The sequence below is a fragment of the Rhodoplanes sp. SY1 genome, assembly GCF_046000175.1.
Lineage (GTDB): Bacteria > Pseudomonadota > Alphaproteobacteria > Rhizobiales > Xanthobacteraceae > Rhodoplanes.
The window spans coordinates 43,489-69,886 of the sequence record NZ_JBEOMB010000002.1; the positions used below are offsets into that span (position 1 = coordinate 43,489).

Consider the following 26,398-nt stretch of genomic DNA (forward strand, 5'->3'; position numbering starts at 1 on the left):
CGAGAGCCGCCAACGCCGAGACTCATACCAAAGGCTCGGACGATCGACTCTCCCCGTCACCTGAAGTGCCCGGCGAAGCCGGGCCTCGAAGGGCGACGGCCCGGACCGCATCCTTCGAGGCTCGCTGCGCGAGCACCTCAGGATGACGGGTCGAGGTTCGCGGCCGCCGGTGTCGTGGATCCCGGGCCCGCGGACCCTCGGGTCCGCGCCCCGGGATGACTTCTCATGCAAAGCCGTCTCACAACAAAACGGCCGGGCTTTCGCCCGGCCGTCGCGTCTCGCGTGATCGCGATAAAGATCAGCTGTTGATCGTGCCGTAGTCCGGCGGCAGCCAGCGGTTCGGCGAGCGGTAGAGGCCGGAGAGGATCAGGTCGCGCACGGCGAGCAGCTCCTTCGGCAGGCGGTCGAACAGCTTGATGAACAGCTCCTCGTGGCTGAGGATCTCCTTCATCCACTCGGCCCGGTCGACCGACATCACCTCCTCGAACTGCTCGTGGGTGAAGTCGCTGCCGCGCCAGTCGATGTCGTCGTAGGTCGGGGTGTAGCCGAGCGGGCTCTCGACGGCCCGCGCGTTGCCGTTCGCGCGCTCGACGATCCACTTCAGGACGCGCATGTTCTCGCCGTAGCCCGGCCACAGGAACTTGCCGTCCTTGTCCTTGCGGAACCAGTTGACGTTGAAGATGCGCGGCGGGATCGGGAACTTGCGGCCCATGTCGAGCCAGTGGTTGAAGTAGCTCCCCATGTGGTAGCCGCAGAACGGGATCATCGCCATCGGGTCGCGGCGCACCTCGCCGATATTGCCGAAGGCGGCGGCCGTCATCTCCGAGCCCATGGTGGCGGCGGCGTAGACGCCGAACGCCCACGACAGCGACTGGTAGACGAGCGGCGTCACGGTCGAGCGGCGACCGCCGAAGATCAGCGCCGAGATCGGCACGCCCTTCGGGTTCTCGTACTCGGGATCGATCGCCGGGTTCTGCGAGGCGTGCACGGTGAAGCGGCTGTTCGGATGCGCCGCCTTGCGGCCGCAGTCCGGAGTCCAGTCCTTGCCCTGCCAGTCGATCGCGTGCGCGGGCGGCTCGCCGTCCATGCCCTCCCACCACACGTCACCGTCGTCGGTCAGCGCGACGTTGGTGAAGATGGTGTTCTTCTCGATGGTCCGCATCGCGTTGGGGTTGGTCTTGTAGTTCGTCCCCGGCGCGACGCCGAAATAGCCGGCCTCCGGATTGATGGCGTAGAGCTTGCCGTCGGCGCCGGGCTTCAGCCAGGCGATGTCGTCGCCGATGGTCGAGACCGTCCAGCCCTCGATCTCCTTGGGCGGGATCAGCATCGCGAAGTTGGTCTTGCCGCAGGCGCTCGGGAACGCCGCCGCCACGTAGGTCTTGCGGCCCTTCGGGTCGGTGACGCCGAGGATGAGCATGTGCTCGGCCATCCAGCCCTCGTCGCGACCGAGCACCGAGGCGATGCGCAGCGCGAGGCACTTCTTGCCGAGGAGCGCGTTGCCGCCGTAGCCCGAGCCGTAGGACCAGATCAGCCGCTCCTCCGGGAAGTGCACGATGTACTTCACGGTCGGATTGCACGGCCAGGAGACGTCCTTCTCGCCGGGCGCGAGCGGCGCGCCGACCGAGTGCAGGCACGGCACGAAGACGTCCGAGTCGCCGAGCGCCTCGTCGACGGCGCGCCCCATGCGCGTCATCAGCTTCATGTTGGTGACGACGTAGGCCGAGTCGGTGATCTCGTAGCCGATGTAGGAGATGTTCGAGCCGATCGGCCCCATCGAGAACGGAATGACGTAGAGCGTGCGACCGGCCATGCAGCCGTCGTACAGCTTCGTCATCGTCGCCTTCATCTCCTTGGGGTCGACCCAGTTGTTGGTCGGCCCGGCATCCTCCTTCTTGAGGCTGCAGATGTAGGTGCGGTCCTCGACGCGGGCGACGTCGCTCGGGTCGGAGAAGGCGAGGTACGACCCCGGCCGCTTGGCCGGGTTGAGGCGCTTGAAGGTGCCGGCCTGGACGAGCTGCTCGCAGAGATCGTCATACTCTTCCTGAGACCCGTCGCACCAGTGCACGTCCGCCGGCTTGCACAGGGCGATCATCTCGGTCACCCAGGCCTTCAGGCGCTCGCTTTTCACATGGGGGGGAATCTTCGTCGTCGCCAACATGTCCCTCGGTCCGCTCCAGTGTCGATCTGTCGGGCTATAGCAGCTTCATGGAACACTCGCCATGCGGGCGAGCGCGCATCGCATAGGTAAATTCCCGCAATTGCATCGCTGACGGGACCGCGCCGCGGCCCTGGAGGGCGTCGCCCGGCGGCCGGCCGGCGCGCGTCACAGCCATTTCTTCAGCTTGAAAAACACGTAGGGCACGACCGCCGCGACCACCATCAGGACCAGCGCCATCGGGTAGCCATAAGGGAAGTCGAGTTCCGGCATATGCTTGAAGTTCATGCCGTAGATCGACGCGACGAGCGTGGGCGGCATCAGCACCACGGCGGCGACCGAGAAGATCTTGATGATGTTGTTCTGCTCGATGGTGACGACACCCACCATGGCGTCGAGCAGGAACGTGATCTTGTTGGCGAGATACGTGGCGTGATCGGACAAGGACTGGACGTCACGCTGCATGCCCTTGAGGGTCGCGCGCTGATCCTTGGCCCAGCGCAGCCCGTCCGCCTCGTTGGCGAGGTAGAGCACCAGCCGGCCGATCGAGACCAGGCACTCGCGCGCCTTGGAGGTGAGGTCGCCGGTGCGGCCGATCTCGCGCAGGATGTCCTGGCTGCGGATGCGCCCGCCCGGCCGCTCCGGCAGGAAGATGGTGCGCGACACCGCGTCCACCTCGGTGCCGATCCGCTCGAGAATGTCGGCGGAGCGGTCGATGATGGCGTCGAGGAGCTCCATCAACACGATCTCGCCCGAGATCGTGGCCGAGCACTGGCGGGCGAGCTTGTTGGCGACCAGGCTGAACGGCTTCGGCTCGTCGTAGCGCACCGTGATGAGCCGGTGGCCGGCCAGGATGAAGGTGACGGCCGTGGTGGTCGGGCTGTCGGAGTCCGAGCGGCACATCAGCGTCGCCGTCATGTAGCGGGCGCCGTTCTCGACATAGAGCCGGCTGGTCGGCTCGATCTCCTGCATCTCCTCGCGGGTCGGGACATAGACCCCGACGGCCCGCTCCACCATCTTGTCCTCGGGCGGCACCGGCGAGACGAGGTCGATCCACACGGCCGAGTCGGGAATCTCCTCGTCGGGCGCGATGACGCGCCCCTCGAGCGTCGTGCCGGTGGGAAGCTTGACGACGAGCATCGGGCCTCGGCGGTGACAAGGAACTCCGCCGAAGCGGCTGAGCGTAATCGAGACCTATTCGGCGATTTTCGCAAGTCCCTTGCGGGCGATGCCGCGGTCCGGCCGCATCGCCGACGGGAGCGGCGACGCGCGCGTCGGCGATGCGAGCGCGGGCGGGGGCGAGAGGCGGGTGGAGAGCCAAAGACCGGAGACGCAGGAGGCCGCCGACGCCGGCGCGGCACCGCCCCGGCCCGAGCGCGCGGAGACGACGCCGGAGATGGGCCGCGCCAGGGCGGCGCGGCGGCGGCTTGCCGGCCCGGGCACGCGGCCCGGCGCCGGATCGTCGCGGTCTGGGTCGGATGGCTTCGGGCCGTCAGGCCGCGAAGTCGTGGTGGCCGCCCCAGCACTCGTCGTCCTCGGCGGTGTGGACGAGCTTGGCCGGCTCCGGGAGATGCTGGCAGTTCACCGCCGCCGCGACGGCGCCGATGCCGATGCGGGCGAAATGCTGGTCGTGGGTGGCGTCGGCGATGGCGCCGGCAGCCTGGGCCGACACAGCCTGGGCTGACACAGCCTTATCTTGGGCAGTCTTCGTCATGTCGAACTCCTCGAGGGGCTTCACCCGGCGGCCTCGGCCGGGGCGCCCCGGAAATGGCGACCGACCTCGGCGGATTTGGGTGGAAAACCGTCCGAGAGCGCGGCCATTCGGTGCCGATCGACGGGCCGGATGCCCGTCCTGCAACGGGTCGGATGCCCGCTGTGCGACGAGCCGTCGGCCCGAGTTGAGCGCTCATATGTTAAAGGAGCCGCGAAAGGCTCGGCATGTTAATCGCGGAATGCTGGCAGCATCCGAAATCATGCCAAGCGTCCGGCAAAGTCCCGAGAACTCGCCGTATTTTCGCCAAGTTCCGGGAATGTGCGGCAAAACCGCAACAGCCACGGGCGTTCTTGCCACGCCGGCGCGCCGCAGCCTGGAACGGCCGGGCGGATTTCGTTACACCATGAGTCGACCGAAATACAGGAACGGGATGGGGCCGGTGATGATTCCGAAGGCGATCGTGGTTGTCCTTGCGGGGCTGTCTCTCGGCGCGTGCGTGACGGCAGCGACGCCGGAGCCGGCGCCGGAAGCGACCCTGAAGCCGCGCGACCGCGAGCTTCTCGCACGGGCGCCGTATCAGAAGGCGTCGATCCCGGCGCCCTATCAGCGGCACATCGTCGACTATCACCGCAACGAGACGCCCGGCACCATCGTGGTCGATTCGGATGCCCGGTTCCTTTATTTCGTTTTGCCGAACAAGAAGGCGATCCGCTACGGCGTGACGGTCGGCGAGGAGGCGCTCGCCTTCTCCGGCATCGCCAAGGTCGGCAACATGGCCGAGTGGCCCGGCTGGACGCCGACCCCGGACATCCACAAGCGCATCGAGGGCCTGCCGGCGCATGTGGCGGGCGGTCCCGAGAACCCGCTCGGCGCGCGCGCGCTCTATCTCTATGCGAACGGCAAGGACACGCTGTACCGCATCCACGGCACCAACCAGCCGGAGTACATCGGCACGGCGATCTCGTCGGGCTGCATCCGGCTGACCAACGAGGACGTCATCGACCTCTACAGCCGGGTGAAGACGGGCACGACGGTCGTCGTGCTGGCGCCCGGCACCGGCCAGCCCTCGCCGATGAGCGGGGCGAAGGTCGCCGGCCTCGGCAACAACTGATCGACTGATCACTGCGCGCCGGGCTGGGGGGCTCACGGCGCCATCCAAAGTCCCGCGTCTTTCGAAGGCGCGGGACTTTTTTTATGCGCTCCGGCCCGGCTCGCTTGGTCGGCCGTCATTTCGGGGCGCCGCCTGGATTGTGGCCTCGTGTCCCGGGCGCGGCGCGACGCGCCGTGAACCGGGACCCAAGAGCGATCGGACGAGGCAGCCCGTCGGGCGGCTTCTGGGCCCCGGCTCTGCGGCGCATCAGGTCTGCGGCCTGCCGCGCCTTGTCCGGGGCACGCGGCAGCCCTTCGGGGCAACGGCATCGCCTATCGCGACGCGCCAGGGACGAACAGCAATTCACCCCTTCCGTAGCCATTCCTGGGTGCGGGCGAGTGCCCGGTCGAGGCGGCGGAACAGCTCGTCGATCTCCTCGGCCGTGATGATCATGGGCGGGCAGACCGAGATCGTGTCGTTGGCGAGCGCCCGGACGATCAGGCCCTCCTCCTCGGCGAAGCGCACGCAGGCCGCGGCGACGCCCTGCTTCGGCTCGAAGCCCTGCTTTGTCGCCTTGTCGGCGACCAGCTCGATGCCGCCGACGAGCCCGACGCCGCGGGCGTTGCCGACCAGCGGGTGATCGGCGAGCCGCGCCAGATGGCCGAGGAACTGCGGCGCCCTGGCCGCGACCTTGTCGACGATCTTCTCCCGCGCATAGATCTCGAGGGTCTTCAGCGCGACCGCGGCCGCGACCGGATGACCAGAATAGGTGAAGCCGTGACCGAAGGTGCCGATCTTGCGGCTCTCGATCAGCATCGCCTCGTACATGACGTCCGGGATCGTCACGGCGGCGATCGGCACATAGGCGGAGGACAGCGCCTTGGCGACCGAGATCGAATCGGGCCGGAAGCCGAGCGTCTCGCAGCCGAACATCTTGCCGGTTCGCCCGAAGCCGCAGATCACCTCGTCGGAGATGACGTACAGCTCGTACTTGTCGCAGACCGCCTGGATCTTCGGAAAGTAGCTCGCCGGCGGCACCACGACGCCGCCCGCCCCCATCACCGGCTCGGCGATGAAGGCGGCGACCGTCTCGGGCCCCTCGGCCTCGATCAGCGCCTCAAGCTCGGCCGCGAGGCGGGTCGCGAAGTCGTCCTCGCTCTCGCCCGGCTGCGCGCCCCGGTAGTAGTGCGGGCAGGCGGTGCGCAGGATGCCGGGAATCGGCAGGTCGAAGTCGGCATGATTCGCGGCCAGGCCGGTGAGCGAGGCCGACGCCACCGTGACGCCGTGATACGCCTTGTCGCGGGCGATGATCTTCTTCCTCTCCGGCCGGCCGAGCGCGTTGTTCATGTAGCGCACCAGCTTGACCTGGGTGTCGTTCGCCTCGGAGCCCGAGTTGCAGAAGAACACCTTTGAGGTCGGCACCGGCATCAGGGCCTTGAGGGTCTCGGCGAGCTCGATCGCCGGATCGTGGCTCTTGCCGTTGAACAGATGCGCGAAGGAGAGCTTGCGCATCTGCGCGGAGGCGGCCTCGATCAGCTCCTCGTTGCCGTGGCCGAGCGACAGGCACCACAAGCCCGCCATGCCCTCGATGTAGTCCTTGCCGCTCGTGTCGTAGACGAACACGCCCTGCCCGCGCTCCAGCATCAACGGGCCGGTGTCGCGGTGGGCGGCGAGGTTCGTGTAGGGATGCAGAACGGTCTCGATGTCGCGGACGGCTTGGTTTCCGAATACGGTCATGGCTGAAACTTTCACGAGGCAGGCAAAACGGGGGGCGGTGCGGCACCATAGCAGGACCGGCGCCGGCGCGCGCGGGTGCCCGTGCCGCCGAGGCCCGCGGCACGGCTCGCCGAATCACGCGGCCGGGCACGGCCCGGCGCAAGGCCCGACCGGACGTTGCCAGCCGCACCGCTTCGCTCTATCGATGCGGCCGGCGGGCCGACGCATGCGCGCCCGGAAAGGCTGAACGATGGCGCGCCGCCGGCTGCCCGAGGAACCGCTGTCCCGCTTCGCCGTCTGGTCGCGGCGGCTCGTCCTGTTCTCGCTCGCCGTGGTCCTGCTGGCGATCGTCATCGCCCGCGCCGGCCTGCTCGACACGCTGCCCGTGCTGGTCACGCTCGGCGCCGGCCTGGTGCTGGCCGTGCTCGGAATTCTCGTCGCCTTCGTCGCCTTCGGGGTGATCTGGCAGTCCGGGGCGCGCGGCTTCGGCCACGCCGTCACGGCGCTCGCGCTCGGCGCCGCGTTGATCGCCTACCCGTCCTACCTGGGATACAAGGCGAGCAAGCTGCCGATGATCGCCGACATCACCACCGACGCGCTCGACCCGCCGCGCTTCGAGGCGATCGCGCGGCTGCGCACCCGACAGGCGAATCCGGTGCTCTATGCCGGGCTCTACACGGCCGAGCAGCAGCGCGCCATGTGGCCGGACATCGAGCCCCTGATGGTCAATGTTCCGCCCGAGGCCGCCTACGAGGCGACGATGGCGCTGGTGACCAAGCGCAAGTGGCGCGTCGTCAACGCCCGCAGCCCGCAGGCCGGGCGCCGCGACGGGTTCATCGAGGCCGTGGCGCTGACGCCGATCATGGCGTTCCGCGACGACGTGGCGATCCGCATCCGTGCCGTCGGGCCGGGCAGCCGCATCGACATGCGCTCGGCCTCGCGCTACGGCCGCATCGATTTCGGCAGCAACGCCGCGCGGGTCCGCAGCCTGCTCGACGACATCGACGACGTGACGAGCGTGGTGAAGCCGGAACGGGCGCCGCCGAAGCCGGCCGCCCCCGCCAAGGGCGGTCAGTCGGCGAGGCGATAGGTGCCGGTCACCGAGGGCGTGCCCTCGGTCACGACGACGCCGCGCGCCGCCATGTCCTCGAGATGGGCCAGCACCGACAGGCCGGCGGCGCCGACGAGGCGCGGGTCGAGCCCGATATAGATCGCCCGCACCAGCGTCGGGATGTCGGCCGCGCCCTTCCTGAGACGGCCGAGGATCGAGGCCTCACGCCCTTCGCGATGGCGAATGTACTGGACGACGAAGTTCTGGGCGTCGCGCACCGCGCCGCCATGGCCGGGGAGGTACAGCGCCTCGCCGCGCCGCGCGAGCTTTCGCAGCGACTCCATGTAGTCGCTCATCGCGCCGTCGGGTGGCGCCACGACCGAGGTCGCCCACGCCATCACGTGATCGCCGGAGAGCAGGATCCCGGTGCCGCGCAGCGCGAAGGCGACGTGGTTCGCGGTGTGGCCGGGCGTCGTCACGGTCTCGACCGAAAAGCCGCCCGCCGTGAGCGTGTCGCCGTCGGCCAGCACATGGTCGGGCCGGAAGTCGGTGTCGGCGCTGGCGTCCAGCCGCGGCGCCTCGCCGACATTGATCGGCCGCGACGGCCGGTGCGGCCCCTCGGCGAAGATCGGCGCGCCGGTCGCCGCCTTCACGGCGGCGGCGGCGGGCGAGTGGTCGCGATGCGTGTGCGTGATCAGGATGTGGGTGACGGTCTCGCCCCGCACGGCGTCGAGCAGCGCCGCGACGTGGCGCGGATCGTCCGGCCCCGGATCGACGATCGCGACATTGCCGCGGCCCAGGATGTAGCTCACCGTCCCCTTCCAGGTGAACGGGCTCGGGTTGTCGCACAAGAGCCGCCGCACTCCCGGCGCCACCTCCTCCACCTGCCCGGGCGGCAGGGCGAAGCTCTTGTCGAAGACGATTTCGTTGCTGCTCATCGGGGGCTGCTTTTCTGGAAGGTGGCGCCGCAGGAGGTAAGCCGTCGGGCGGCGGAAGCCAAGGGGCATTTCGGCCACCACGAGGCTGGGAAAACTCTGTCCGGCTCTGGCAGGATGTCGTGTGTCGTTTCCCACTGGTGACCGTAACTGCATGCCCCCGAAATCCTCCCTCCCCGCCGGCGCGGCGCTGGTGCTGGTCGCCGGCTTCGCGGTGCTGTTCGTCGGCGGCGGGGCGCGCTTCGCGATCGGGTTGACGCTCAAGGCGGTGGTCGACGATCTCGGCTGGGGGCGGTCCGAGCTCGGGCTCGCGGTGGCGCTGTTCCAGGTCGTGTCGGCCGTCTGCATGTTTCTCGCCGGCCGGCTGTCGGACCGGGCGAGCCCGCGCCTGGTGCTCGCCGGCGGACTGCTCGTCGCGGGGATCGGCATCGGCGCGATGAGCCTCGTCGCCGCGCCCTGGCACGCGCTGGTGCTGTACGGCGTCGTGTTCGCGGCCGGCAACGGCGCCGCTTCGCTGATCCCGGTGAGCGTGATGGTGACGCGCGCCTTCCCGGCCCGCGCCGGGCTCGCCAACGCCGCCGTGACGGCCGGCATGAGCCTCGGCCAGCTCGTGATGATCGCCGTGCTCGCCGCCGTGCTGGTGGCGATCGGCTGGCGCTCGGTGTTCGTCTGGCTCGGCGCCGCGCATCTGATCCTGCTGCCGCTGCTGCTCGGCGCGATCCGGGGCGGCGGCGCGGCGCGCGGCGAGGCGCACACGCGACGCGACGCGACCGGCCTGTCGATCCGGCAGGCGGCGCGCACCCGCGCGTTCTGGGCGCTGCTCGGCGTCTACGCGATCTGCGGCCTCGACGACTTCTTCGTCTCCACCCATGTCGTCGCGCTGGCGCAGGACCGCGGGCTCGATGCGTATCTGGCCGGCAATCTGCTCGCCGTGATGGGGCTCACCGCGCTGATCGGCGTGATGGCGGCGGGTGCCTGGAGCGACCGGGCCGGCCCGTTGTGGCCGGCGACCGCGTCCTTCGTGGCACGGCTCGCGGTGTTCGGCCTGATCCTGATCGACCAGTCGCCCGTGTCGGTCGCGATCTTCGCGCTGGTGTTCGGCGCGACCTTCCTGGTGACGGCGCCGCTCACCGTGGTGTTCGTCAATCAGCACTTCGGCAGCCGCCATCTCGGCGGGCTGACCGGTCTGATCACGATGGTGCATCACATCGCCGGCGGGCTCGGCGCCTATGTGGGCGCCGTCACGTTCGACCGGCTCGGCGGCTACGACGCCGCCTTCGTGCTGATGCTCGGATCGAACGTCCTCGTGATGGCGCTGCTGCCGCTGCTGCGCCGGCCGCGCGGCGGATGACCGCGCCGACGCGCCGCTGAAGGGTGCTCACCCGGCGGCGACACCCCCGGATCAACCTCCCACTGTGTTGCGCGATCTGAAATTTGTTCGGATTCCGAAAAACTTATCGCCTTCCGTATGATTGCGGATACAGGCGCAAAGGTGTCGGTCCGCCGTTGACACAATCGGCGACCGGTCATACTTTCTGCTCAACGAGGCGAAAATAATTTCGCAGTCCGAAAGTGTCAAGAGGGAAATGACGATGTCCCTTCCGAACGGCACCACGACGATGAGCCCCGCTCCGATGGGGATTCGCCGCCTCGATCCGAAAGAGGGCAAAAGCTCCGTCCAGTCGCTGGCCAAGGGCCTGCGCGTGCTGGAGGCGTTCAAGCCCGGCATCGACGAGATGACGCTGAGCGAGATCGCCGCCGCGTCCGGGCTCGATGCCGGCACGACCTTCCGGATGCTCAACACCCTGGTGTCGGCCGGCTACGTCGTCCGCATCCCGGAGAGCCGGCGCTTCCGCCTGTCGCTGAAGGTGCTCGACCTCGGCTTCAACGCCATCGCCCACAAGGATCTGCGCGACATCGTGCGGCCGCTCTTGCAGACGCTGGTCGACGAGGTGAGCGAGGCGGCGAGCTTCGCCGTGCTGGAAGGCGGGGACGTTCTCTATATCGAGCGGGTGCGGGCTGGCTTCACACGACTGGGCGTCGACATCCGCATCGGCACGACGATTCCCGCGGCCGTCACCTCGATCGGCCGCGCCATCCTGGCCTTCCTGCCCGAGAACCGGCTGGAGCGGGTGCTGGCGACGCCGCCGCGGCATCCGAGCCCGACCCTGAAGACTCCCGACCGCCCCACCCTCGACCCGCTGCTCGCCGCCCTGCGGCGCGACGGCTACGTGCTCGAGAAGTCGGTCATCACCCCGGATCTGCGCCTGCTCGCAGTGCCGGTGATCGGCGCCGACGGCTGGGCGACCGGCGCCATCAGCGTCGTCGCCCCGTGGTCGCAATCCTCCGACGAGGATCTGAAAGCCCGCGCGCTCGAGCCGATGCTCGCGACCGCGCACCACATCGCCCGCGCCCAGGAGGCGGTGGGCAGCACCAGTTCGGTCCCCGGCCTCTGAGCCGAACCCGAAACGACGTCGCCGGCCGGCGCCGGCGTCGCCCCCCCGCGTCCCGCGTCACCTACCCCTTCGAATTTTCACCTGCCCCTTCAAAAAGGAGAACCACATGTCGACCAAGAACAAGCTCGATCTCAGGGGTCTCGTGCCCGCCCCCGTGACGCCGTTCACCCGTGACGGCGCCATCGATCACGCCGCCATCAAGCGCCTCGGCTCGTGGCTCGGCAGCTTCAAGGGCGTGAAGGGCCTCGTCGTGCTCGGCCATGCCGGCGAGGGCACGTTCCTCACCGCCGACGAGCAGGCCTCGGTGATCGAGAGCTTCGTCGCGTCGACCGACGGCCGCGTCCCGGTGATCGCCGGCATCACGCTGGAAGGCACCGGCGTCGCCGCCGCCGAGGCGAAGCGCGCCGTGAAGGCGGGCGCCAAGGCCGGCCTCCTCTATCCGTCGCACGGCTGGCTGCGCTTCGGCTATCAGAAGGGCGCCCCGCAGGACCGCTACAAGGCCGTCTACGAGGAGTCCGGCCTGCCGCTGATCCTGTTCCAGTATCCGGACGCCACCAAGGCGACCTACAATCTCGACACCCTGATGGAGATCGCCGCGCAGCCGGGCGTCTTCGCGATGAAGAACGGCGTGCGCAACATGCGCCGCTGGGACACCGAGATCCCGGTGATCCGCAAGGCCCATCCGGACCTGCAGGTGCTCACCTGCCACGACGAGTATCTGCTGCACACGATGTTCGACGTCGACGGCGCGCTGGTCGGCTACGGCAACATCGCGCCGGAGCTGCTGATCGCCCTCATCGAGGCCGGCAAGGCGCAGGACTACGCCAAGGCGCGCGCCCTGCACGATCGCCTGCTGCCGGTGACCAAGGCGGTGTATCACCGCGGCTCGCACATGGAGGGCACGGTGGCGCTCAAGCACGCCCTCGTCACCCGCGGCATCCTCGACCATGCGACCGTGCGCACCCCGCTGCTGCCGCTGCCGGCCGGTGCCGATGTCGAGATCGCCGACGCGATGAAGTCGGCCGGTCTCGTCAGCGACCAGCCCGCCGCGATCGCGGCCTGACGACGCCGGGCGTCGCCGGGCGACCGGCGGCGCCGCGCTCTCTTCCGCAACGCGACCATCCCGGGCGGCCCTATCGGCCGCCCGGACCTGGAGGCTCGTGCCCTTCGCACCCCCGAGCGGGCCGCCGTCGCGACAACAGGGGTTTCCAATGTCCGTCCAAGCCTACGCGGGCGCCGCACAAGCCGCGGCCACCAAGGCCGCCGCGCCCGCGGTCTCCCCCGAAGCGATCCAGATGCTGGTCGCCCGGATCGAGCGTCTCCCGGTCTCCCGCCGGCTGATGCTGATCCGCGTCATCGTCGGAATCGCCACCTTCTTCGATGCCTACACGGTTCTCGCGATCGCCTTCGCGATGCCGGCGCTGGTCGGCGAATGGAAGCTGACGCCGTCGGAGGTCGGGTTCATCATCTCGGCCGGCTATGTCGGCCAGCTCTTCGGCGCCGTGTTCTTCGGTTGGCTCGCCGAGAGAATCGGACGCCTGCACGTCCTGATGTTCACGATCATCCTGTTCGTCGCCATGGACATCGGCTGCCTGTTCGCCTGGAGCGGCCTGTCGATGATGGTGTTCCGCTTCTTCCAGGGCATCGGCACGGGCGCCGAGGTTCCGGTCGCCAGCGCCTACATCAACGAGTTCATCGGCGCCAAGAAGCGCGGCCGCTTCTTCCTGCTCTACGAGGTGATCTTCCCGATCGGCCTGATGTTCGCCGGCATGGTGGGCTACTTCCTGGTGCCGATCTACGGCTGGAAGGCGATGTTCATCGTCGGCCTGGTCCCCTCGGTGCTGACCATCCCGCTGCGATGGCTGATGCCGGAATCGCCGCGCTGGCTCGCGTCGAAGGGCCGCATCGCGGAGGCCGAGAAGGTCGTCAAGATGCTCGAGAACGACGTCACCAAGCGGGGCGTCGCGCTGCCCGAGCCGGTGGTCCGCCCGATCGACCCGAAGGCGACGGCGAAGTCCGACTGGCGTGAGCTGTTCAAGGGCATCTACCTGAAGCGCACCCTGACCATCTGGTCGCTGTGGGTCTGCGCCTACATGATCAACAACGGCATGATCACGTGGCTTCCGACCCTCTACAAGAGCGTGTTCAAGCTGCCGCTGCAGACCGCGCTCGCCTACGGCTGGACCACCTCGGCGGTCGGCGTCATGGCCTCCATCGCCTGCGCCCTCCTGATCGACAAGGTCGGCCGTCGGCCCTGGTACATCGCCGCCTTCTTCCTGGCGACGATCCCGCTCCTGCTGCTGTCGTTCCTCGGCGGCACCTCGGCCGTGCAGGTGCTCGTGCTGGCGACCTGCGTCTACGCGATCCTGCAGACCATCGCCTTCTCGCTCTACCTCTACTCGGCCGAGCTCTATCCGACCCGCCTGCGGGCGATCGGCACCGGCATGGGCAGCGCCTGGCTGCGGGCGGGCTCGTCGATCGGCCCGTTGATGGTCGGCTTCCTGATGGCCGATTACGGCATCTCCTACGTGTTCGCGGCGTTCGCCGGGGTCGCGGTGCTCGGCGGGGTGGTCACCACGCTGATGGCCATCGAGACCAAGGGCCGCGTGCTGGAAGAACTGTCTCCCTGACCTGGGGCAACTCGGCCGGCCCGCGGTTTCGGGCCGGCCATTCTCTCTTCGTTTTCGACTTGGCTTCCCGGACTCTTCCATCCGGACTTCTGGTTCTCGAGCTTCCGACCTTCGACTTCGACGTCTTCGGCCCTTCGGGCTCCGTCCACGCTTTGTAATGCGGCGCGCACCTCGCGCGCCGAACGCGTCTCGTCAACGCCGCTGCCGATCCGGTGGCGACGCCGGTCATCCGGGCGCTTTGCCCGCCTATCGCACGAGCAAGAAGAAGGACTGCACCATGATTCATCGCCGGGACTTTCTGATCGCCACCACCGCGACTCTGGGGACGCTCGGCCTCGCGCCGGCTCTCGCGCAGACCGACGCGCTGCCCAAGCGCCCGATCCGCCTCGTCGTGCCGTTCGCGGCCGGCGGCGGCGTCGACGTGTTCGCCCGCCTGCTCGCCGAGAAGCTGAAGGAGAAGTACGGCCTGACGATCGTGGTGGAGAACCGCGGCGGGGCGAACGGCTCGATCGGTGGCTCGGCCGTGCGCTCGGCGGAGCCGGACGGCACCACGCTCCTGTTCTCGGCGATGACGCACACCATGGCCAAGCAGGTGATGAAGAGCCCGCCCTACGACCCGGTGACGGACTTCACGCCGATCGCCCGTGTCGGCGAGGCGCCGATGCTGCTCGTGATGGCGCCGGGCCTGCCGTTCAAGACCATCACCGAGGTGGTCGCCGACGCCAAGCAGCAGCCCGACAAGTGGACCTTCGCGACGGCCGCGCTCGGCGCGCCGGGTCATCTCGCCACGGTTCTGTTCAACAAGCTCGCCGGCATCAACCTGACGATCGCCCCCTATCGCGGCACCGCGCCGGGCCTCACCGACGTCGCCGCCGGGCATGTGCAGCTGATGATCGACCCGGTGCTGGCGCTGCTGCCGATGGCGCGCGGCGGCAACGTCAAGGCGCTCGCCGTCACGTCGAAGACCCGGGCCGGGCTCGCCCCCGAGATCCCGACCGCCGCGGAGAGCGGCATGCCGGGCCTCGAATACGCGACCTGGTACGGCGTGTGGGGCCCGAAGGGCATGCCGCCCGCGACCGTGACGGCCCTCAACGCCGCCTGCAACGCCGCCATCAAGGACCTCGCCGCCTCGGGCAAGCTCGCCGAGTTCGGCATCGACCCGGTCAGCGGCACGCCGGAGGCGTTCGCCGACTTCATCGTCAAGGACGTGAAGCGCAACAGCGAGCTTCTGAAGTCGGTCAACTTCGAGCCGGTGTGAGAGCGGCCCTCGTCGACGACGACTCACGTCTTTCGTCATGGCCGGGCTCGTCCCGGCCATCCACGATCTTGTCCTTCCGAGCTTTCAACTCGTCATGCCCGTGACGAGCGCGGGCATGACGAGCTCCCGGTTCTGAGCGCCGGCATCATGTGCTCGGTCATTCCGGGGCGGCGCACAGCGCCGAACCCGGAATCCAGCCGAGCGTTCGGAGTTCGTCGCTGGATGCCGGGTTCGCTGCTGCGCAGCGCCCCGGCATGACCACAAGCCCTCAATGAATCTCCGGCTCAGCGGTCGGCGCCGTGCCGGAGAGAAAATCGAAGTCGCAGCCCTCGTCGGCCTGGCCGACATGGGCCGCGTACATGGCGCCCCAGCCCCGCTCGAAGCGTGGCGGCGGCGGGGTCCAGGCGGCGCGGCGGCGGGCCAGCTCCTCCTCGCCGACATGCAGATGGATGCGCCGCCCGTCGGCGTCGATCTCCAGCCGATCCCCGGTCTGCACCAGGGCCAGCGGGCCACCGACGTAACTCTCCGGGCAGACGTGGAGGATGCAGGCGCCGTAGCTCGTCCCGCTCATGCGGCCGTCCGACACCCGCACCATGTCGCGCACGCCGGCGCGCAGGAGCTTCCTCGGGATCGGCAGCATGCCCCATTCCGGCATGCCGGGGCCGCCCTTGGGACCGGCGTTCTTCAGCACCAGAACATGGTCGGGCGTCACGTCGAGGTCGTCGCGGTCGACCGCCGCCGCCATCTCGTTGTAGTCCTCGAAGGCGAGCACCGGACCGCAGTGCTTCAGGAGGCGCGGATCGGCGGCCGGCGGCTTCATCACGCAGCCGCGCGGCGCGAGATTGCCGGTCAGCACCGCGGTCGCGCCGGCCCGCGACACCGGATCGGCCAGCGTGCGGATGATGTCGGGCCGGTGGACGCGGGCACCGGCCAGCGCCTCGCCGAGCGGCTTTCCCGACACGCCGACGCAGGAGAGATCCAGCGCCTCGCGCAATTCGCCCATCAGCGCCTTGAGGCCGCCGGCGTAATAAAAATCCTCCATCAGCCACTGGCCGGACGGGCGCACGTTCGCCAGCACGGGAATCTCGCGCGAGATCGCGTCGAAGCGGGCCATGTCGATGGTCAGCCCGGCGCGGCGCGCGATGGCGACCAGATGGATGATGGCGTTGGTCGAGCCGCCCATCGCCATGTGAACTTTTATGGCGTTGTCGAAGGCCGCGGAGGACAGGATGCGGGCGGGAGTCTGATCGTCCCACACCATGTCGACGATGCGGCGGCCCGAGGCCGCGGCCATGCGGGAATGCGAGGCATCGACGGCCGGAATCGACGACGCGCCGGGCAGCGTGAAGCCGAGCGCCTCGGCGATCGCCATCATGGTGGCGGCCGTGCCCATCACCATGCAGGTGCCGTAGGAGCGCGCGATGCCGCCCTCGATCTCGGTCCACTCCGCCTCGCCGATGCGGCCGGCGCGCTTCTCGTCCCAGTACTTCCAGGTGTCCGAGCCGGAGCCGAGCGTCTCGCCGCGCCAGTGGCCGCGCAGCATCGGCCCGGCCGGCACGTAGATGGCCGGCAGGCCCATGCTGATCGCGCCCATCAGGAGGCCCGGCGTGGTCTTGTCGCAGCCGCCCATCAGCACGACGCCGTCGATCGGATGGCTGCGCTCGAGCTCCTCGGTCTCCATCGCGAGGAAGTTGCGATAGAGCATCGCGGAGGGCTTCACGATCGGCTCGGCGAGCGACATGGCCGGCAGCTCGATCGGCAGGCCGCCGGCCTGCAGCACGCCGCGCTTCACGTCCTCGGCGCGGGCGCGCAGATGGCCGTGGCAGGGATTGATGTCGCTCCAGGTGTTGACGATGCCGATCACCGGCTTGCCCACCCAGTCGGCCGCATCGTAGCCGAGCTGGCGCAGCCGCGAGCGGTGGCCGAAGGAGCGCAGATCGGAGACGCCGAACCAGCGATGGCTGCGCAGCGTCTCGGGAGTCTTTTTGCGAGATGTCACGGGAATGCCGGCGGGTTTCGAAGGGGGCGCGTCAGCGTAGCCCGGACGGCACGGAGCGCAATCCGCTTCCGACGAGACCCCGCTTTGCGGCAACGGCGCACGACTCGTGTCCCGGGCGCGACGCGAAGCGTCGTGACCCGGGCCCCAGGGGCGACAGCGCACCGCGCCCGTCGTGTCGCCCCTTCGCCCCGGCTCCGCGGCGCATCGGGCCTTCGGCCCGACGCGCCTTGTCCGGGGCACGCGGTGTCCGCGGCGAGGTCAGTCGACGCTGGCGCCGGAGAACTTGACCACCTTCTCCCACTTCTCGGTCTCGTCCTTCATCACCTTGCCGAAGGCTTCGGGTGGGCCGACGAGCGGGGCGCCGCCGAGCTCGGCGAGGCGCGCCTTCACCTTGGGATCGGCGAGCGCCTTGTTCACGGCGGCGTTGAGCTTGGCGATCACGGCCGGCGGCGTGCCCTTCGGGGCGCCGAAGCCGAACCAGGCACTCGCCTCGTAGCCCGGCACCGTGGCGGCGACCGTCGGCACGCCCGGAAGCTGCTCGGAGGGCGCATCGGTGGTGACCGCGAGCGCGCGCAGCTTGCCGGACTGGATGTGGGCGATCGACGAGGGCAGGTTGTCGAAGATCACGTCGACCGTGCCGGCGATCAGGTCGGTGAGCGCGGGGCCTGCGCCGCGATACGGCACGTGCGTCATCTTGATGCCGGTCATCGCCATCAGCATCTCGCCCGACAGATGCACCGAGGTGCCGTTGCCCGAGGAGGCCATGTTCACCTTGCCGGGATTGGCCTTGGCGTAGGCGACGAACTCGGCCACCGTCTTGGCCGGGAAGTTGGGGTTGACCTCCATCACGTTCGGCACCCGCACGATGCCGGCGACGGGGACGATGTCGCGCAGGAAGTTGAACGACAGCTTCTTGTAGAGGCTCGCATTGATGCCGTTGGCCGGATTGGCGAGCAGCAGCGTGTAGCCGTCGGGCGCCGAGTTCACCACCATCTCGGTGCCGATATTGTTGCCGGCGCCGGGCTTGTTCTCGACGATGAACTGCTGGCCGAGCGTCTCCGACATGTGCTGGCCGACGATGCGGGCCAGGATGTCGGTGGTGCCGGCGGGCGGATACGGCACCACGATGCGCACCGGCCGGCTGGGATAATCCGCTGCATCGTCGGCGACCGCCGTGCCGACCGCCAGGCTCGCCGTCAGCGTCGCCGTCAGCGCGACCGCCGCCAAGCTCGAGCCGAATTGTCCGAAAACTCGCATTTCCATTCCTCCTTCGCGGCACGTCGCCGCCACCTGTCAGGCCCGGCCGATTCGCTCGGCTTCTGGTTGCATCAATCGTAAGAGGCAGAGGCGCCCACAGACAACCGAACCTTCGTCGGAGCGTGAATGCGAGGTGAGCAAAGCGCCGCGGATTGTCGGGCTGCGTCGACCGGCGACGGGCGGCGTGCCGCGAGATCGCGACCGACACTGAGCGGCTGCGGCTCTGTCACGACGTGCGGATCCGATCGATCCGTCGTTCCGGGGCGCGGCGAAGCCGCGAACCCGGAATCCAGCCGCCGTTACGGAGGCCTGCGCTGGATTCCGGGTTCACGAGCCTTCGGCTCGCGCCCCGGAATGACACCCCGTCAATCGTCCGCCGGCGTCAGTCCACCGAGGCGCCGGAGAACTGCACGGCCTTGCCCCACTTCGCCGTCTCGTCCTCGATGGTCTTCTGGAACTCGGCCGGCGTCGTCTTCATCACGATGCCGCCGAGCTCGACGAGCCGCGTCTTCAGCTTGGGATCGTCGAGCGACTCGTTCACCGCGGCGTTGAGCCTGTCGACGATCTCCTTGGGCGCCGCCTTCTGGATGCCCATGCCGAAGATGCCGCTCGCCTCGTAGCCCTTCACGGTCTCGGCGACGGTCGGCACGTCGGGCAGCATGGCCGAGCGCTCCGCCGTGGTGACGGCGAGCGCCCGCAGCCGCCCGGCCCGGATGTGCTCGATCGCCGAAGGGAGATTGTCGAACATCACGTGCACCTGCCCGGCGAGCAGATCCGTCACGGCCGGAGCCGAGCCGCGATACGGCACGTGAGTCATCTTGGCGCCCGTCATCGCCATGAACAGCTCGCCGGACAGATGGATCGATGTCCCGTTGCCCGAGGAGGCGAGGTTCACCTTGCCTGGATTGGCCTTCACCCAGTCGATGAACTCCTGCACGGTCTTGGCCGGCACCGACGGGTTCACCACCATCACGTTGGGCACCCGGATGATGCCGGCGACGCCCTGCATGTCGCGCACGAAGTCGAACGACAGCTTCTTGTAGAGCGTGGCGTTGATGGTGTTGGCCGGATTGACGAAGAACAGCGTGTAGCCGTCCGGCGCGGCGTTGACGGCGATCTCGGTGCCGATGTTGTTGCCGGCGCCGGCCCGGTTCTCGATGACGACCTGCTGGCCGAGCCGCTCCGACACGGCCTGGCCGACGAGGCGCGCCGTGATGTCGGTCGCACCGCCCGGCGGATAGGAGACGATCCAGCGCACCGGCCGCGTCGGATAGTCGAGGGCGGCGACCGCCGTGGCGGCGAGCCCGAGCGTCGTCGCGGCGACGGCGGCGAGGACGACACAGGCGCGTCGCGACAGCCCGCGCGACAGCGCGGCCCGCGGCAGAACGGAATTCGGGCGTGTGAAGAGATCGGTCATCGGCGCTCCCTCGGCGCTCCGGTCCATGCGGCCGGGCGCTCCTGTTGTTTGATGAGAGAGCTTATGCGCCCCGGCCGCCGGCCGGCAAGCCGGTTGCGGCCCGGTCCGCCTCGACCTTCGTCGCAGGATGTCGGCTCGACAAAAAAAAAAGCCGCCGCGACGGGTCGGTCGCGGCGGCTTCGAAGGCATATGGCGAAACGAATGTGTATCGCGGGCCGGCCTCAGGCCGCGATCTCCGGCGTGGCGAGCGCGCCCGCGAGGCTCTTGGCGTCGAGGAACACCGACTGACAGCCGGCCTCGAGCAGGTCGGCGCGGGCGAACAGTCCGGAGAGCACGCCGACCGAGCGGGTGTGCGCCGCGTGCGCCGCCTCGGCGTCCCACGGGCTCGCACCGACCACGAGGGCATCGCCGGGCTGGCGTATCCCGAGCCGCTCCAGCGCGGCACCGATGCGGTCGGCATGCGGCATGCCGCGCGGGACGTCGTCGCCCGACACGACCGTCACGGTCTCGTCGAGCCCGAGCAGCGCCCGCATCTGCGTCAGCTCCTCGCCGCAAGCGTGGGTGACCAGCGCCACCGCGGCCCCGCGCGAGGCCAGATCGACGATCAGCTCGCGCACGCCGGGGAAGGGACGCAGCGTCGGCATCACCTCGCCGGCCCAGCGCATGCGATACTTCGCGAGGATGAACTCCTTGGTCTCCGGCGTGTCGACCACCGGCAGCAGGGCGTCGAGCAGCGCGTCCGGATCCATGCCGTGATAACGATGCACGTCGGCGGTGCGGAACGTGTGGCCGAACTCGGTGAGCGTCTGCAGCCAGCAGTTCGTCGACGTCAGCACCGTGTCGATCACGGCGCCTTCCACCACGAACACGTAGGCCTTCGCCTCGGCGAGCGAGCCGCCGGCGCGCGAGCGCACCGCCAGATGGCGCACCACCGGTCGCTTCGGCTCCACGGTCTGGTTGGTCTTGTTGGCGGCCGTCATCCAGCCGCGTCGACGAATCCTGCGCGCAACAGCCATGCTGTCCCTCGTCCGCTCCCCCGCCCCGATTGGAATGATGAGTTCACTGGTGATGCGAGGAGCGGAACCCCGCACGTTCGATCCGGCGACACTCCGACATAGAACGGCCGTGTTGGAGGGAGGTTCCGCCGTGACGGAAGTATTTTCCCTTAGGCGAGACGGGAGCCGTTGACTTGGTTCGACTTTTCGTCGGCCGGCGAACATTGCAGCACCGCTGCGCCCTGCAGCCGCCCGGCCCGCAGATCGGCGAGTGCCGCGTTCGCTCGCGCCAGAGGATAGAGCGTCACCTCGGTTTTCAGGTCGAGCGACGGCAGCGCCGCGAAGAACGACTGCGCATCCTCGCGGGTCAGGTTGGCGACCGAGACGAGCTGGCGCTCCTCCCACAGGATCGCGTAGGGGAAGCTCGGGATGTCGGACATGTGGATGCCGGCGCAGACGACGCGGCCGCCCTTGCGCACCGCCCGAAGCGCCGGCGGCACCAGCGCGCCCACCGGCGCGAAGATGATCGCGGCGTCGAGCGCCGCCGGCGGCGTCGCGTCGACGGCGCCGGCCCATTCGGCCCCGAGCGTCAGGGCGAAAGCCTGCGAGGCGTCGTCGCCGGCGCGGGTGAAGGCGAAGACGCGGCGCCCCTGCTGCACGGCGATCTGCGTGAGAATATGGGCGGCGGCGCCGAAGCCGTAGAGGCCGAGCACCCGCGCCTCGCCGGCCATCTCCTCGCCGGTGATCCCCTCGCCCGCCATCCTGTAGCTGCGCCAGCCGATCAGTCCGGCGCATAGAAGCGGCGCCATGTGGGCGTCGTCGAGCGCACCGCCGCCGGTGCCGTCCGGAAGCGCGAAGCAGTAGCGATGATCGGCGAGCGCATGAGTCGCGTAGCCACCGTCGCGCGTGTAGCCGGTGAAGCCCGGCGCGTCGCAGAGATTCTCACGTCCGTCGCGGCAATACGGGCAGGTGCCGCAGGTGGCGCCGAGCCACGGCACGCCGACGCGCTGGTTCGTTTGGAAGCCTGCGACTCCGTCGCCGACCGCGAGCACCCGGCCGACGATCTCGTGGCCGGGGACGACCGGCAGGGTCGGATGCGTCAGCTCACCGTCGACGACGTGGAGATCGGTGCGGCAGACACCGCAGGCCGCGATCCGCAGCAGGACCTCGCCGGGTCCGGGCCGCGGCACCGGCCGCTTGCGCAGCACCAGCGGCGTGCCCGGACGCTCCAGCACCATGGCCCGCATGGTCTCGGGACGCACGACATCGCTCGATGTGGCATCGCCCGGCATGGCCGCCTCCGGAGGCTGTCTTCACATCCGGACGTGGCGCCGCCGCGGGCCGAGCGCAAGAGTTGCGCGCGACGAGCGCGTCGGGCGAACGGTCTGCACCGGACCTCTCTCCCGATGGGAGAGGGTCGGGCTCAAGCACGGCGCGCGACCGGGGTGAGGGGCGTCTGCCTCGGTGGAGACGACGGCCCCCTCACCCGCCGCGTTCCGCGCGACGACCTCTCCCCGCCGGGGAGAGGTGAAACGGAGATCGCTGCATCGACCACAGGTCGAGATGCAGCCGCCTCAGTTCGTGCCGCCGATGCCGGCCTCGCGCAGCACCTTGGCGTAGAAGTCGGTCTCCTTGGCGAGCTGCGTGTCGAGCGCCTCCGGCGTGCCGGGCGACGCCACGGCGCCCAGCGTGTCGAGCTTCTCGACCACGTCGGGCATGCGCAGCACCTTGGTCATGTCGGCGTTCACCTTGGCGACGATCGCCTTCGGGGTGCCGGCCGGCGCCAGCACGGCGAACCACGAATCGTAGTCGTAGCTCGGCACCGCCTCCTTGACGGTGGCGATGTCGGGCAGCTTGGCGTTGCGGGTGTTGGAATTGATGGCGATCATCCGCACCTTGCCGGCGGTCGCGAGCTCCTGGGCGTTGGGGATCGGCGCGAAATAGAGCTGCGCGTCGTTGCGCACCACCGCCGTGACGGCGTCCGGCACGCCCTTGTAGGGCACGTGCACGATGTTGACGCCGGCGCCCTGGCGCATCAGCTCGGAGCCGAGGAACGAGGTCGAGGCGACGCCGGCCGAGGAGAAATTCAGCTTGCCCGGCTTCTCCTTCGCCATCGCGAGGAACTCGGGCAGCGACTTCACCCCGAGCTCCGGCGGCACGATGGCGACGAGCGGCACCGAGGCGACCTTGCCGACGCCGACGAAGTCCTTCACCGGATCGAACTGGATGTTCTTGTTCACCGTGCCGGCCACCGTGTGGCCGTTGGAGGTGAGCATCAGCGTGTAGCCGTCGGCCTGCGACTTGGCCGCCGCCGTGGTGCCGGTGAGGCCCGGCCGGTTCTCGACGATCACCTGCTGCTTCCACATCTCGCCGAGCTTGTCGGCCAGGATGCGGGCGAGGTTGTCGGTGATGCTGCCGGCGCCGAACGGTACGATGATCTTGACGAGCTGACTCGGATAGGCGCCGGCGGCGTCGCTCCCCGAGGTCTGCGCCGCCCCGGGCAGGGCCATCGCCATCAGCGCGGCCCCGGCCGCGATGGCGGTCTTCATGGCCTTCGGCCCGAAGAGTCTCGTGTCGAGCAGTGTCATGGCGTCTTCTCCCTGGTTTTTTGATGACGTCGCGGGACATGCGCCGCTCGCGGGAGCGACGGTCCGCTGTTGTTCGTCCGGCGGGCGCCGGTTCGGCGCCGTCGCGAATCCTCCTGAGGCGATCGGTGAATGCAGGGCGGGGCCGATCGCTTTGTTGCGCCGCGATGTGTCTCGCGTTGTCGCTCCGCGATGTCCGTGCCTGGACACCGCGCTGATCTCGCCACTAAACCACAAAGGTCGCATCGCGCAAATCCGATCGGCGAACCCATCGCTGCGGCGAAATGGCTGCACCGGTGCCGCGGGCGGATGGAATTCCGCTGCCGTCCGGATTACATGGGGTTCGCAGACACCGAGGACCTTCATGCGCACCGAACATGCACGCCCGATCCGCCTCTCGGACTATCGTCCCCCCGATTGGCTGGTCGACACGGTCCATCTGGATGTCGCGCTGCACCCGAGCCGCACCCGCATCAAGGCCCGCCTCGCGTTGCGTCCCAACCCGGCGGCGCGCGGCCCGGCCCCGCTGGTGCTCGACGGCGACGAGCTGACGCCCCTGTCGGTCACGATCGACGGCGCCGCGCTGCCCGAAACCGCCTACGCGGCCGGACCGGACGGTCTCGAGATACCGCAGCCGCCAGCCGGCCCCTTCGTCCTCGAGGTCGAGACCGAGATCGACCCGTCCGCCAACACCAAGCTGATGGGCCTGTATCGGTCGAGCGGCAACTACTGCACCCAGTGCGAGGCCGAAGGCTTCCGCCGCATCACATATTTCCTGGACCGGCCCGACGTGATGGCCGTCTACACGACCCGCATCGAGGCGGACCGCGACGAGGCGCCGGTGCTGCTCGGCAACGGCAATCTGGTCGAGCGCGGCGACGTGCCCGGCACCGGCCGACACTTCGCCGTCTGGCACGATCCCTTCCCGAAGCCCTGTTATCTGTTCGCCCTGGTCGGCGGCCGGCTCGATGTCTGCCGCACGACCTACACCACGATGTCGGGCCGCTCGGTCGAGCTCGCCGTCTATGTCGAGCCCGGCAAGGCGGACCGCGCCGGCTACGCGCTCGCCGCGCTCGAGCGCTCGATGCGCTGGGACGAGCAGGCGTTCGGCCGCGAATACGACCTCGACGTCTTCAACATCGTCGCGGTGGCGGACTTCAACATGGGGGCCATGGAGAACAAGGGCCTCAACATCTTCAACGACAAGTACGTGCTCGCCTCGCCCGAGACCGCGACCGACGCCGACTTTGCCCATATCGAGGCGGTGATCGCGCACGAGTACTTCCACAACTGGACCGGCAACCGCATCACCTGCCGCGACTGGTTCCAGCTCTGCCTGAAGGAGGGCCTGACGGTCTTTCGCGATCAGGAATTCTCCTCCGACATGCGCTCGCGGCCGGTGAAGCGCATCGCCGACGTGCGGGTGCTGCGCGGTCATCAGTTCGTCGAGGACGCGGGGCCGCTCGCCCATCCGGTGCGGCCGGAGACCTATCGCGAGATCAACAATTTCTACACGGCGACCGTCTACGAGAAGGGCGCCGAGGTGGTGCGCATGCTCAAGACCCTGCTCGGGCCGGAGACGTTCCGGGCCGGCATGGATCTCTACTTCGCCCGCCACGACGGCCGCGCCGCCACCATCGAGGAGTTCGTCGCCTGCTTCGCCGAGGCGGGCGACACCGACTTCTCCCAGTTCATGCTCTGGTACGGCCAGGCCGGCACGCCCGAGCTCGCGGTGACGCGCCGCCACGACGCGCAGGGCGGCACCCTCGTCCTCGACATCGCCCAGGTGGTGCCTCCGACTCCGGGCCAGCCGGTGAAGTCGCCGATGCAGATTCCGCTGGTGCTGGGACTCGTCGGGCCGGACGGCCGCGACGTGCCGCTGGTGCGCCGCGGGCACGGCCCGGTCGAGCGCGGCGTGCTGGTGCTCACCAGGCCGGCCGAGCGTTTCGTGTTCGACGGGATCACGGTGCCGGTGGTGCCGTCGCTCAATCGCGGCTTCTCGGCCCCGGTGAAGATCAAGGCCGATCTCGGCAGCGACGACCTGCGCTTCCTCGCCACCCACGATTCCGATCCGTTCAATCGCTGGCAGGCCGTGCAGACGCTCGCCTCCGAGATCCTGATCGGCAACGTCGCGGTGATCCGGGCGGGCGGCGGGGTGCGCCACGACGGCGGCCTCGTCCACGCCCTCGCCTCGGTGCTCGACGACGAGCGGCTGGAGCCGGCCTTCGTCGCGCAGGTGCTGTCGATCCCGTCCGAGGGCGACATCGCCCGCGACATCGGCCGCGACGTCGACCCCGAGGCGATCTTCAACGCCCGCCACGCGCTGCGCCGGGCGATCGGCAACGACCTCGCGCCGACGCTGCGAGTCCTCTACGACCGCCTGCGCGACGACGGCCCCTACTCGCCCGACGCAGCGAGCGCCGGACGCCGCGCGCTGCGCAATGTCTGCCTCGATCTCCTGGCGGCGCCCGGCCATGCCGGCGCCGTGGCGCTCGCCGCCGCCCAGTACGCCGAGGCCGACAACATGACCGACCGGATGGCGGCGCTCGGCACGCTGAGCCTGCACGACACCGCCGAGCGCGAGGCGGCACTCGCCGACTTCGCCGAGCGCTTCCGCGACGACCCGCTGGTGATCGACAAGTGGTTCGCCCTGCAGGCCATGATCCCCGATCCGGGCACGCTCGCGCGGGTCGAGCGGCTGATCGACCATCCGGCCTTCTCGCTCGGCAATCCGAACCGGGTGCGCGCCCTGCTCGGCTCCTTCGCGCAGGCCAACCACACCCAGTTCAATCGCGCCGACGGCAAGGGCTACGACTTCGTCGCCGGCATGGTGCTCACCCTCGACGGGCGCAATCCTCAGGTCGCGGCGCGGCTGATGACGGCGTTCCGGAGCTGGCGGGCGCTCGAGCCCGGTCGCCGCGACAAGGCGCGCGCGACACTCGAGCGGGTCGCCGCGAATCCCTCGTTGTCACGCGATCTCGCCGACATCGTCGAGCGGTCGCTCGGCGAGCGCTGAGACCGGTCTGCGGCGGGCGTCGCTGGTCGCGCTCCCGCCGCCTACGCGATTCAAATGATTCAGGTATTTCACGAGCCCGAAAAGCGGCTCCGAAATCGATTCCGGGACTCTCGACAAATCGTTA

At 69.3% G+C, this 26,398-nt stretch carries 19 protein-coding genes; 8 read left to right on the forward strand and 11 right to left on the reverse strand.

The window, feature by feature from the left end; all coding sequences use genetic code 11:
* Window positions 1-298: 298 nt before the first annotated feature.
* The 3 genes from ABTU92_RS00505 to ABTU92_RS00515 form a co-directional block, all read right to left on the reverse strand.
* The gene (locus tag ABTU92_RS00505) at window positions 299-2,158 is read right to left on the reverse strand and encodes a phosphoenolpyruvate carboxykinase (GTP) (RefSeq protein WP_408086590.1); all 1,860 of its coding nucleotides are present in this window, start codon (window positions 2,156-2,158) and stop codon (window positions 299-301) included.
* Between the two features lie 165 nt (window positions 2,159-2,323).
* Window positions 2,324-3,295, reverse strand: a complete 972-nt coding sequence (locus ABTU92_RS00510) for a magnesium transporter CorA family protein (RefSeq protein WP_408086592.1) — start codon at window positions 3,293-3,295, stop codon at window positions 2,324-2,326.
* Window positions 3,296-3,647: 352 nt separating this feature from the next.
* Window positions 3,648-3,869, reverse strand: coding sequence for a hypothetical protein (locus tag ABTU92_RS00515; protein ID WP_408086594.1), 222 nt, complete (start codon window positions 3,867-3,869; stop codon window positions 3,648-3,650).
* A 403-nt stretch (window positions 3,870-4,272) separates the two neighbouring features.
* On the opposite strand from ABTU92_RS00515, the gene ABTU92_RS00520 reads away from it, so the two are divergent.
* On the forward strand, window positions 4,273-4,980 hold the full coding sequence (locus tag ABTU92_RS00520) for a L,D-transpeptidase (RefSeq protein WP_408086596.1): 708 nt from the start codon (window positions 4,273-4,275) through the stop codon (window positions 4,978-4,980).
* Between the two features lie 342 nt (window positions 4,981-5,322).
* Here ABTU92_RS00520 and ABTU92_RS00525 read toward each other — a convergent pair whose 3' ends face one another.
* Window positions 5,323-6,696, reverse strand: a complete 1,374-nt coding sequence (locus ABTU92_RS00525) for an aminotransferase (protein WP_408086598.1) — start codon at window positions 6,694-6,696, stop codon at window positions 5,323-5,325.
* A gap of 229 nt (window positions 6,697-6,925) precedes the next feature.
* Between ABTU92_RS00525 and ABTU92_RS00530 the strand changes: the two genes are divergently transcribed.
* Window positions 6,926-7,765 (forward strand): DUF1499 domain-containing protein, encoded by an 840-nt coding sequence (locus tag ABTU92_RS00530; RefSeq protein ID WP_408086600.1) that lies wholly within the window; start codon window positions 6,926-6,928, stop codon window positions 7,763-7,765.
* Here the strand turns inward: ABTU92_RS00530 and ABTU92_RS00535 are convergent.
* Complete coding sequence (locus tag ABTU92_RS00535) at window positions 7,747-8,664, reverse strand: MBL fold metallo-hydrolase (protein WP_408086602.1); 918 nt, start codon at window positions 8,662-8,664, stop codon at window positions 7,747-7,749. The two genes, ABTU92_RS00530 and ABTU92_RS00535, sit on opposite strands and share 19 nt — an antisense overlap.
* Before the next feature lie 151 nt (window positions 8,665-8,815).
* On the opposite strand from ABTU92_RS00535, the gene ABTU92_RS00540 reads away from it, so the two are divergent.
* The 5 genes from ABTU92_RS00540 (at window position 8,816) to ABTU92_RS00560 (ending at window position 15,005) form a co-directional block, all read left to right on the forward strand.
* A complete protein-coding gene (locus ABTU92_RS00540) occupies window positions 8,816-10,012 on the forward strand; it encodes an MFS transporter (protein ID WP_408086604.1) in 1,197 nt (398 codons plus the stop codon).
* A gap of 241 nt (window positions 10,013-10,253) precedes the next feature.
* On the forward strand, window positions 10,254-11,117 hold the full coding sequence (locus tag ABTU92_RS00545) for an IclR family transcriptional regulator (RefSeq protein ID WP_408086606.1): 864 nt from the start codon (window positions 10,254-10,256) through the stop codon (window positions 11,115-11,117).
* 106 nt (window positions 11,118-11,223) lie between these two features.
* Window positions 11,224-12,180 carry a dihydrodipicolinate synthase family protein gene (locus tag ABTU92_RS00550; protein ID WP_111355435.1) on the forward strand — a complete coding sequence of 319 codons (957 nt, stop codon included), beginning with the start codon at window positions 11,224-11,226 and terminating at the stop codon, window positions 12,178-12,180.
* Window positions 12,181-12,328: 148 nt separating this feature from the next.
* Complete coding sequence (locus ABTU92_RS00555; protein WP_408086608.1) at window positions 12,329-13,747, forward strand: MFS transporter; 1,419 nt, start codon at window positions 12,329-12,331, stop codon at window positions 13,745-13,747.
* 277 nt (window positions 13,748-14,024) lie between these two features.
* Window positions 14,025-15,005: a Bug family tripartite tricarboxylate transporter substrate binding protein gene (locus ABTU92_RS00560; protein WP_408086610.1), complete on the forward strand. Its 981-nt coding sequence runs from the start codon at window positions 14,025-14,027 to the stop codon at window positions 15,003-15,005.
* A 268-nt stretch (window positions 15,006-15,273) separates the two neighbouring features.
* On the opposite strand, the gene araD is transcribed toward ABTU92_RS00560, so the two are convergent.
* From araD to ABTU92_RS00590, 6 genes are all read right to left on the reverse strand, one after another.
* Window positions 15,274-17,004 carry an L-arabinonate dehydratase gene (gene araD, locus ABTU92_RS00565; protein WP_408086612.1) on the reverse strand — a complete coding sequence of 577 codons (1,731 nt, stop codon included), beginning with the start codon at window positions 17,002-17,004 and terminating at the stop codon, window positions 15,274-15,276.
* Between the two features lie 258 nt (window positions 17,005-17,262).
* The gene (locus ABTU92_RS00570) at window positions 17,263-18,261 is read right to left on the reverse strand and encodes a Bug family tripartite tricarboxylate transporter substrate binding protein (RefSeq protein WP_408086614.1); all 999 of its coding nucleotides are present in this window, start codon (window positions 18,259-18,261) and stop codon (window positions 17,263-17,265) included.
* 382 nt (window positions 18,262-18,643) lie between these two features.
* On the reverse strand, window positions 18,644-19,678 hold the full coding sequence (locus ABTU92_RS00575; protein WP_408086616.1) for a Bug family tripartite tricarboxylate transporter substrate binding protein: 1,035 nt from the start codon (window positions 19,676-19,678) through the stop codon (window positions 18,644-18,646).
* Between the two features lie 221 nt (window positions 19,679-19,899).
* Window positions 19,900-20,694, reverse strand: a complete 795-nt coding sequence (locus ABTU92_RS00580) for an HAD family hydrolase (protein WP_408086618.1) — start codon at window positions 20,692-20,694, stop codon at window positions 19,900-19,902.
* A 149-nt stretch (window positions 20,695-20,843) separates the two neighbouring features.
* Window positions 20,844-21,920, reverse strand: coding sequence for a zinc-dependent alcohol dehydrogenase family protein (locus ABTU92_RS00585; protein WP_408086776.1), 1,077 nt, complete (start codon window positions 21,918-21,920; stop codon window positions 20,844-20,846).
* 327 nt (window positions 21,921-22,247) lie between these two features.
* Window positions 22,248-23,261 (reverse strand): Bug family tripartite tricarboxylate transporter substrate binding protein, encoded by a 1,014-nt coding sequence (locus ABTU92_RS00590; protein WP_408086620.1) that lies wholly within the window; start codon window positions 23,259-23,261, stop codon window positions 22,248-22,250.
* A 361-nt stretch (window positions 23,262-23,622) separates the two neighbouring features.
* Here ABTU92_RS00590 and pepN point away from each other — a divergent pair, with 361 nt between their 5' ends.
* Window positions 23,623-26,274, forward strand: a complete 2,652-nt coding sequence (gene pepN, locus ABTU92_RS00595) for an aminopeptidase N (protein WP_408086622.1) — start codon at window positions 23,623-23,625, stop codon at window positions 26,272-26,274.
* Window positions 26,275-26,398: the final 124 nt, after the last annotated feature.

What these genes read in the sequence shown, in the direction of transcription:
- ABTU92_RS00575 (WP_408086616.1), bottom strand. Translation starts at nt 19,678, where the DNA reads ATGACCGATCTCTTCACACGCCCGAATTCCGTTCTGCCGCGGGCCGCG.
- ABTU92_RS00545 (WP_408086606.1), top strand. Translation starts at nt 10,254, where the DNA reads ATGTCCCTTCCGAACGGCACCACGACGATGAGCCCCGCTCCGATGGGG.
- ABTU92_RS00515 (WP_408086594.1), bottom strand. Translation starts at nt 3,869, where the DNA reads ATGACGAAGACTGCCCAAGATAAGGCTGTGTCAGCCCAGGCTGTGTCG.
- ABTU92_RS00525 (WP_408086598.1), bottom strand. Translation starts at nt 6,696, where the DNA reads ATGACCGTATTCGGAAACCAAGCCGTCCGCGACATCGAGACCGTTCTG.
- ABTU92_RS00555 (WP_408086608.1), top strand. Translation starts at nt 12,329, where the DNA reads ATGTCCGTCCAAGCCTACGCGGGCGCCGCACAAGCCGCGGCCACCAAG.
- ABTU92_RS00520 (WP_408086596.1), top strand. Translation starts at nt 4,273, where the DNA reads ATGAGTCGACCGAAATACAGGAACGGGATGGGGCCGGTGATGATTCCG.
- ABTU92_RS00510 (WP_408086592.1), bottom strand. Translation starts at nt 3,295, where the DNA reads ATGCTCGTCGTCAAGCTTCCCACCGGCACGACGCTCGAGGGGCGCGTC.
- ABTU92_RS00560 (WP_408086610.1), top strand. Translation starts at nt 14,025, where the DNA reads ATGATTCATCGCCGGGACTTTCTGATCGCCACCACCGCGACTCTGGGG.
- ABTU92_RS00590 (WP_408086620.1), bottom strand. Translation starts at nt 23,261, where the DNA reads ATGACACTGCTCGACACGAGACTCTTCGGGCCGAAGGCCATGAAGACC.
- pepN (WP_408086622.1), top strand. Translation starts at nt 23,623, where the DNA reads ATGCGCACCGAACATGCACGCCCGATCCGCCTCTCGGACTATCGTCCC.
- ABTU92_RS00570 (WP_408086614.1), bottom strand. Translation starts at nt 18,261, where the DNA reads ATGCGAGTTTTCGGACAATTCGGCTCGAGCTTGGCGGCGGTCGCGCTG.
- ABTU92_RS00580 (WP_408086618.1), bottom strand. Translation starts at nt 20,694, where the DNA reads ATGGCTGTTGCGCGCAGGATTCGTCGACGCGGCTGGATGACGGCCGCC.
- ABTU92_RS00530 (WP_408086600.1), top strand. Translation starts at nt 6,926, where the DNA reads ATGGCGCGCCGCCGGCTGCCCGAGGAACCGCTGTCCCGCTTCGCCGTC.
- ABTU92_RS00585 (WP_408086776.1), bottom strand. Translation starts at nt 21,920, where the DNA reads ATGCGGGCCATGGTGCTGGAGCGTCCGGGCACGCCGCTGGTGCTGCGC.
- ABTU92_RS00550 (WP_111355435.1), top strand. Translation starts at nt 11,224, where the DNA reads ATGTCGACCAAGAACAAGCTCGATCTCAGGGGTCTCGTGCCCGCCCCC.
- ABTU92_RS00535 (WP_408086602.1), bottom strand. Translation starts at nt 8,664, where the DNA reads ATGAGCAGCAACGAAATCGTCTTCGACAAGAGCTTCGCCCTGCCGCCC.
- ABTU92_RS00505 (WP_408086590.1), bottom strand. Translation starts at nt 2,158, where the DNA reads ATGTTGGCGACGACGAAGATTCCCCCCCATGTGAAAAGCGAGCGCCTG.
- ABTU92_RS00540 (WP_408086604.1), top strand. Translation starts at nt 8,816, where the DNA reads ATGCCCCCGAAATCCTCCCTCCCCGCCGGCGCGGCGCTGGTGCTGGTC.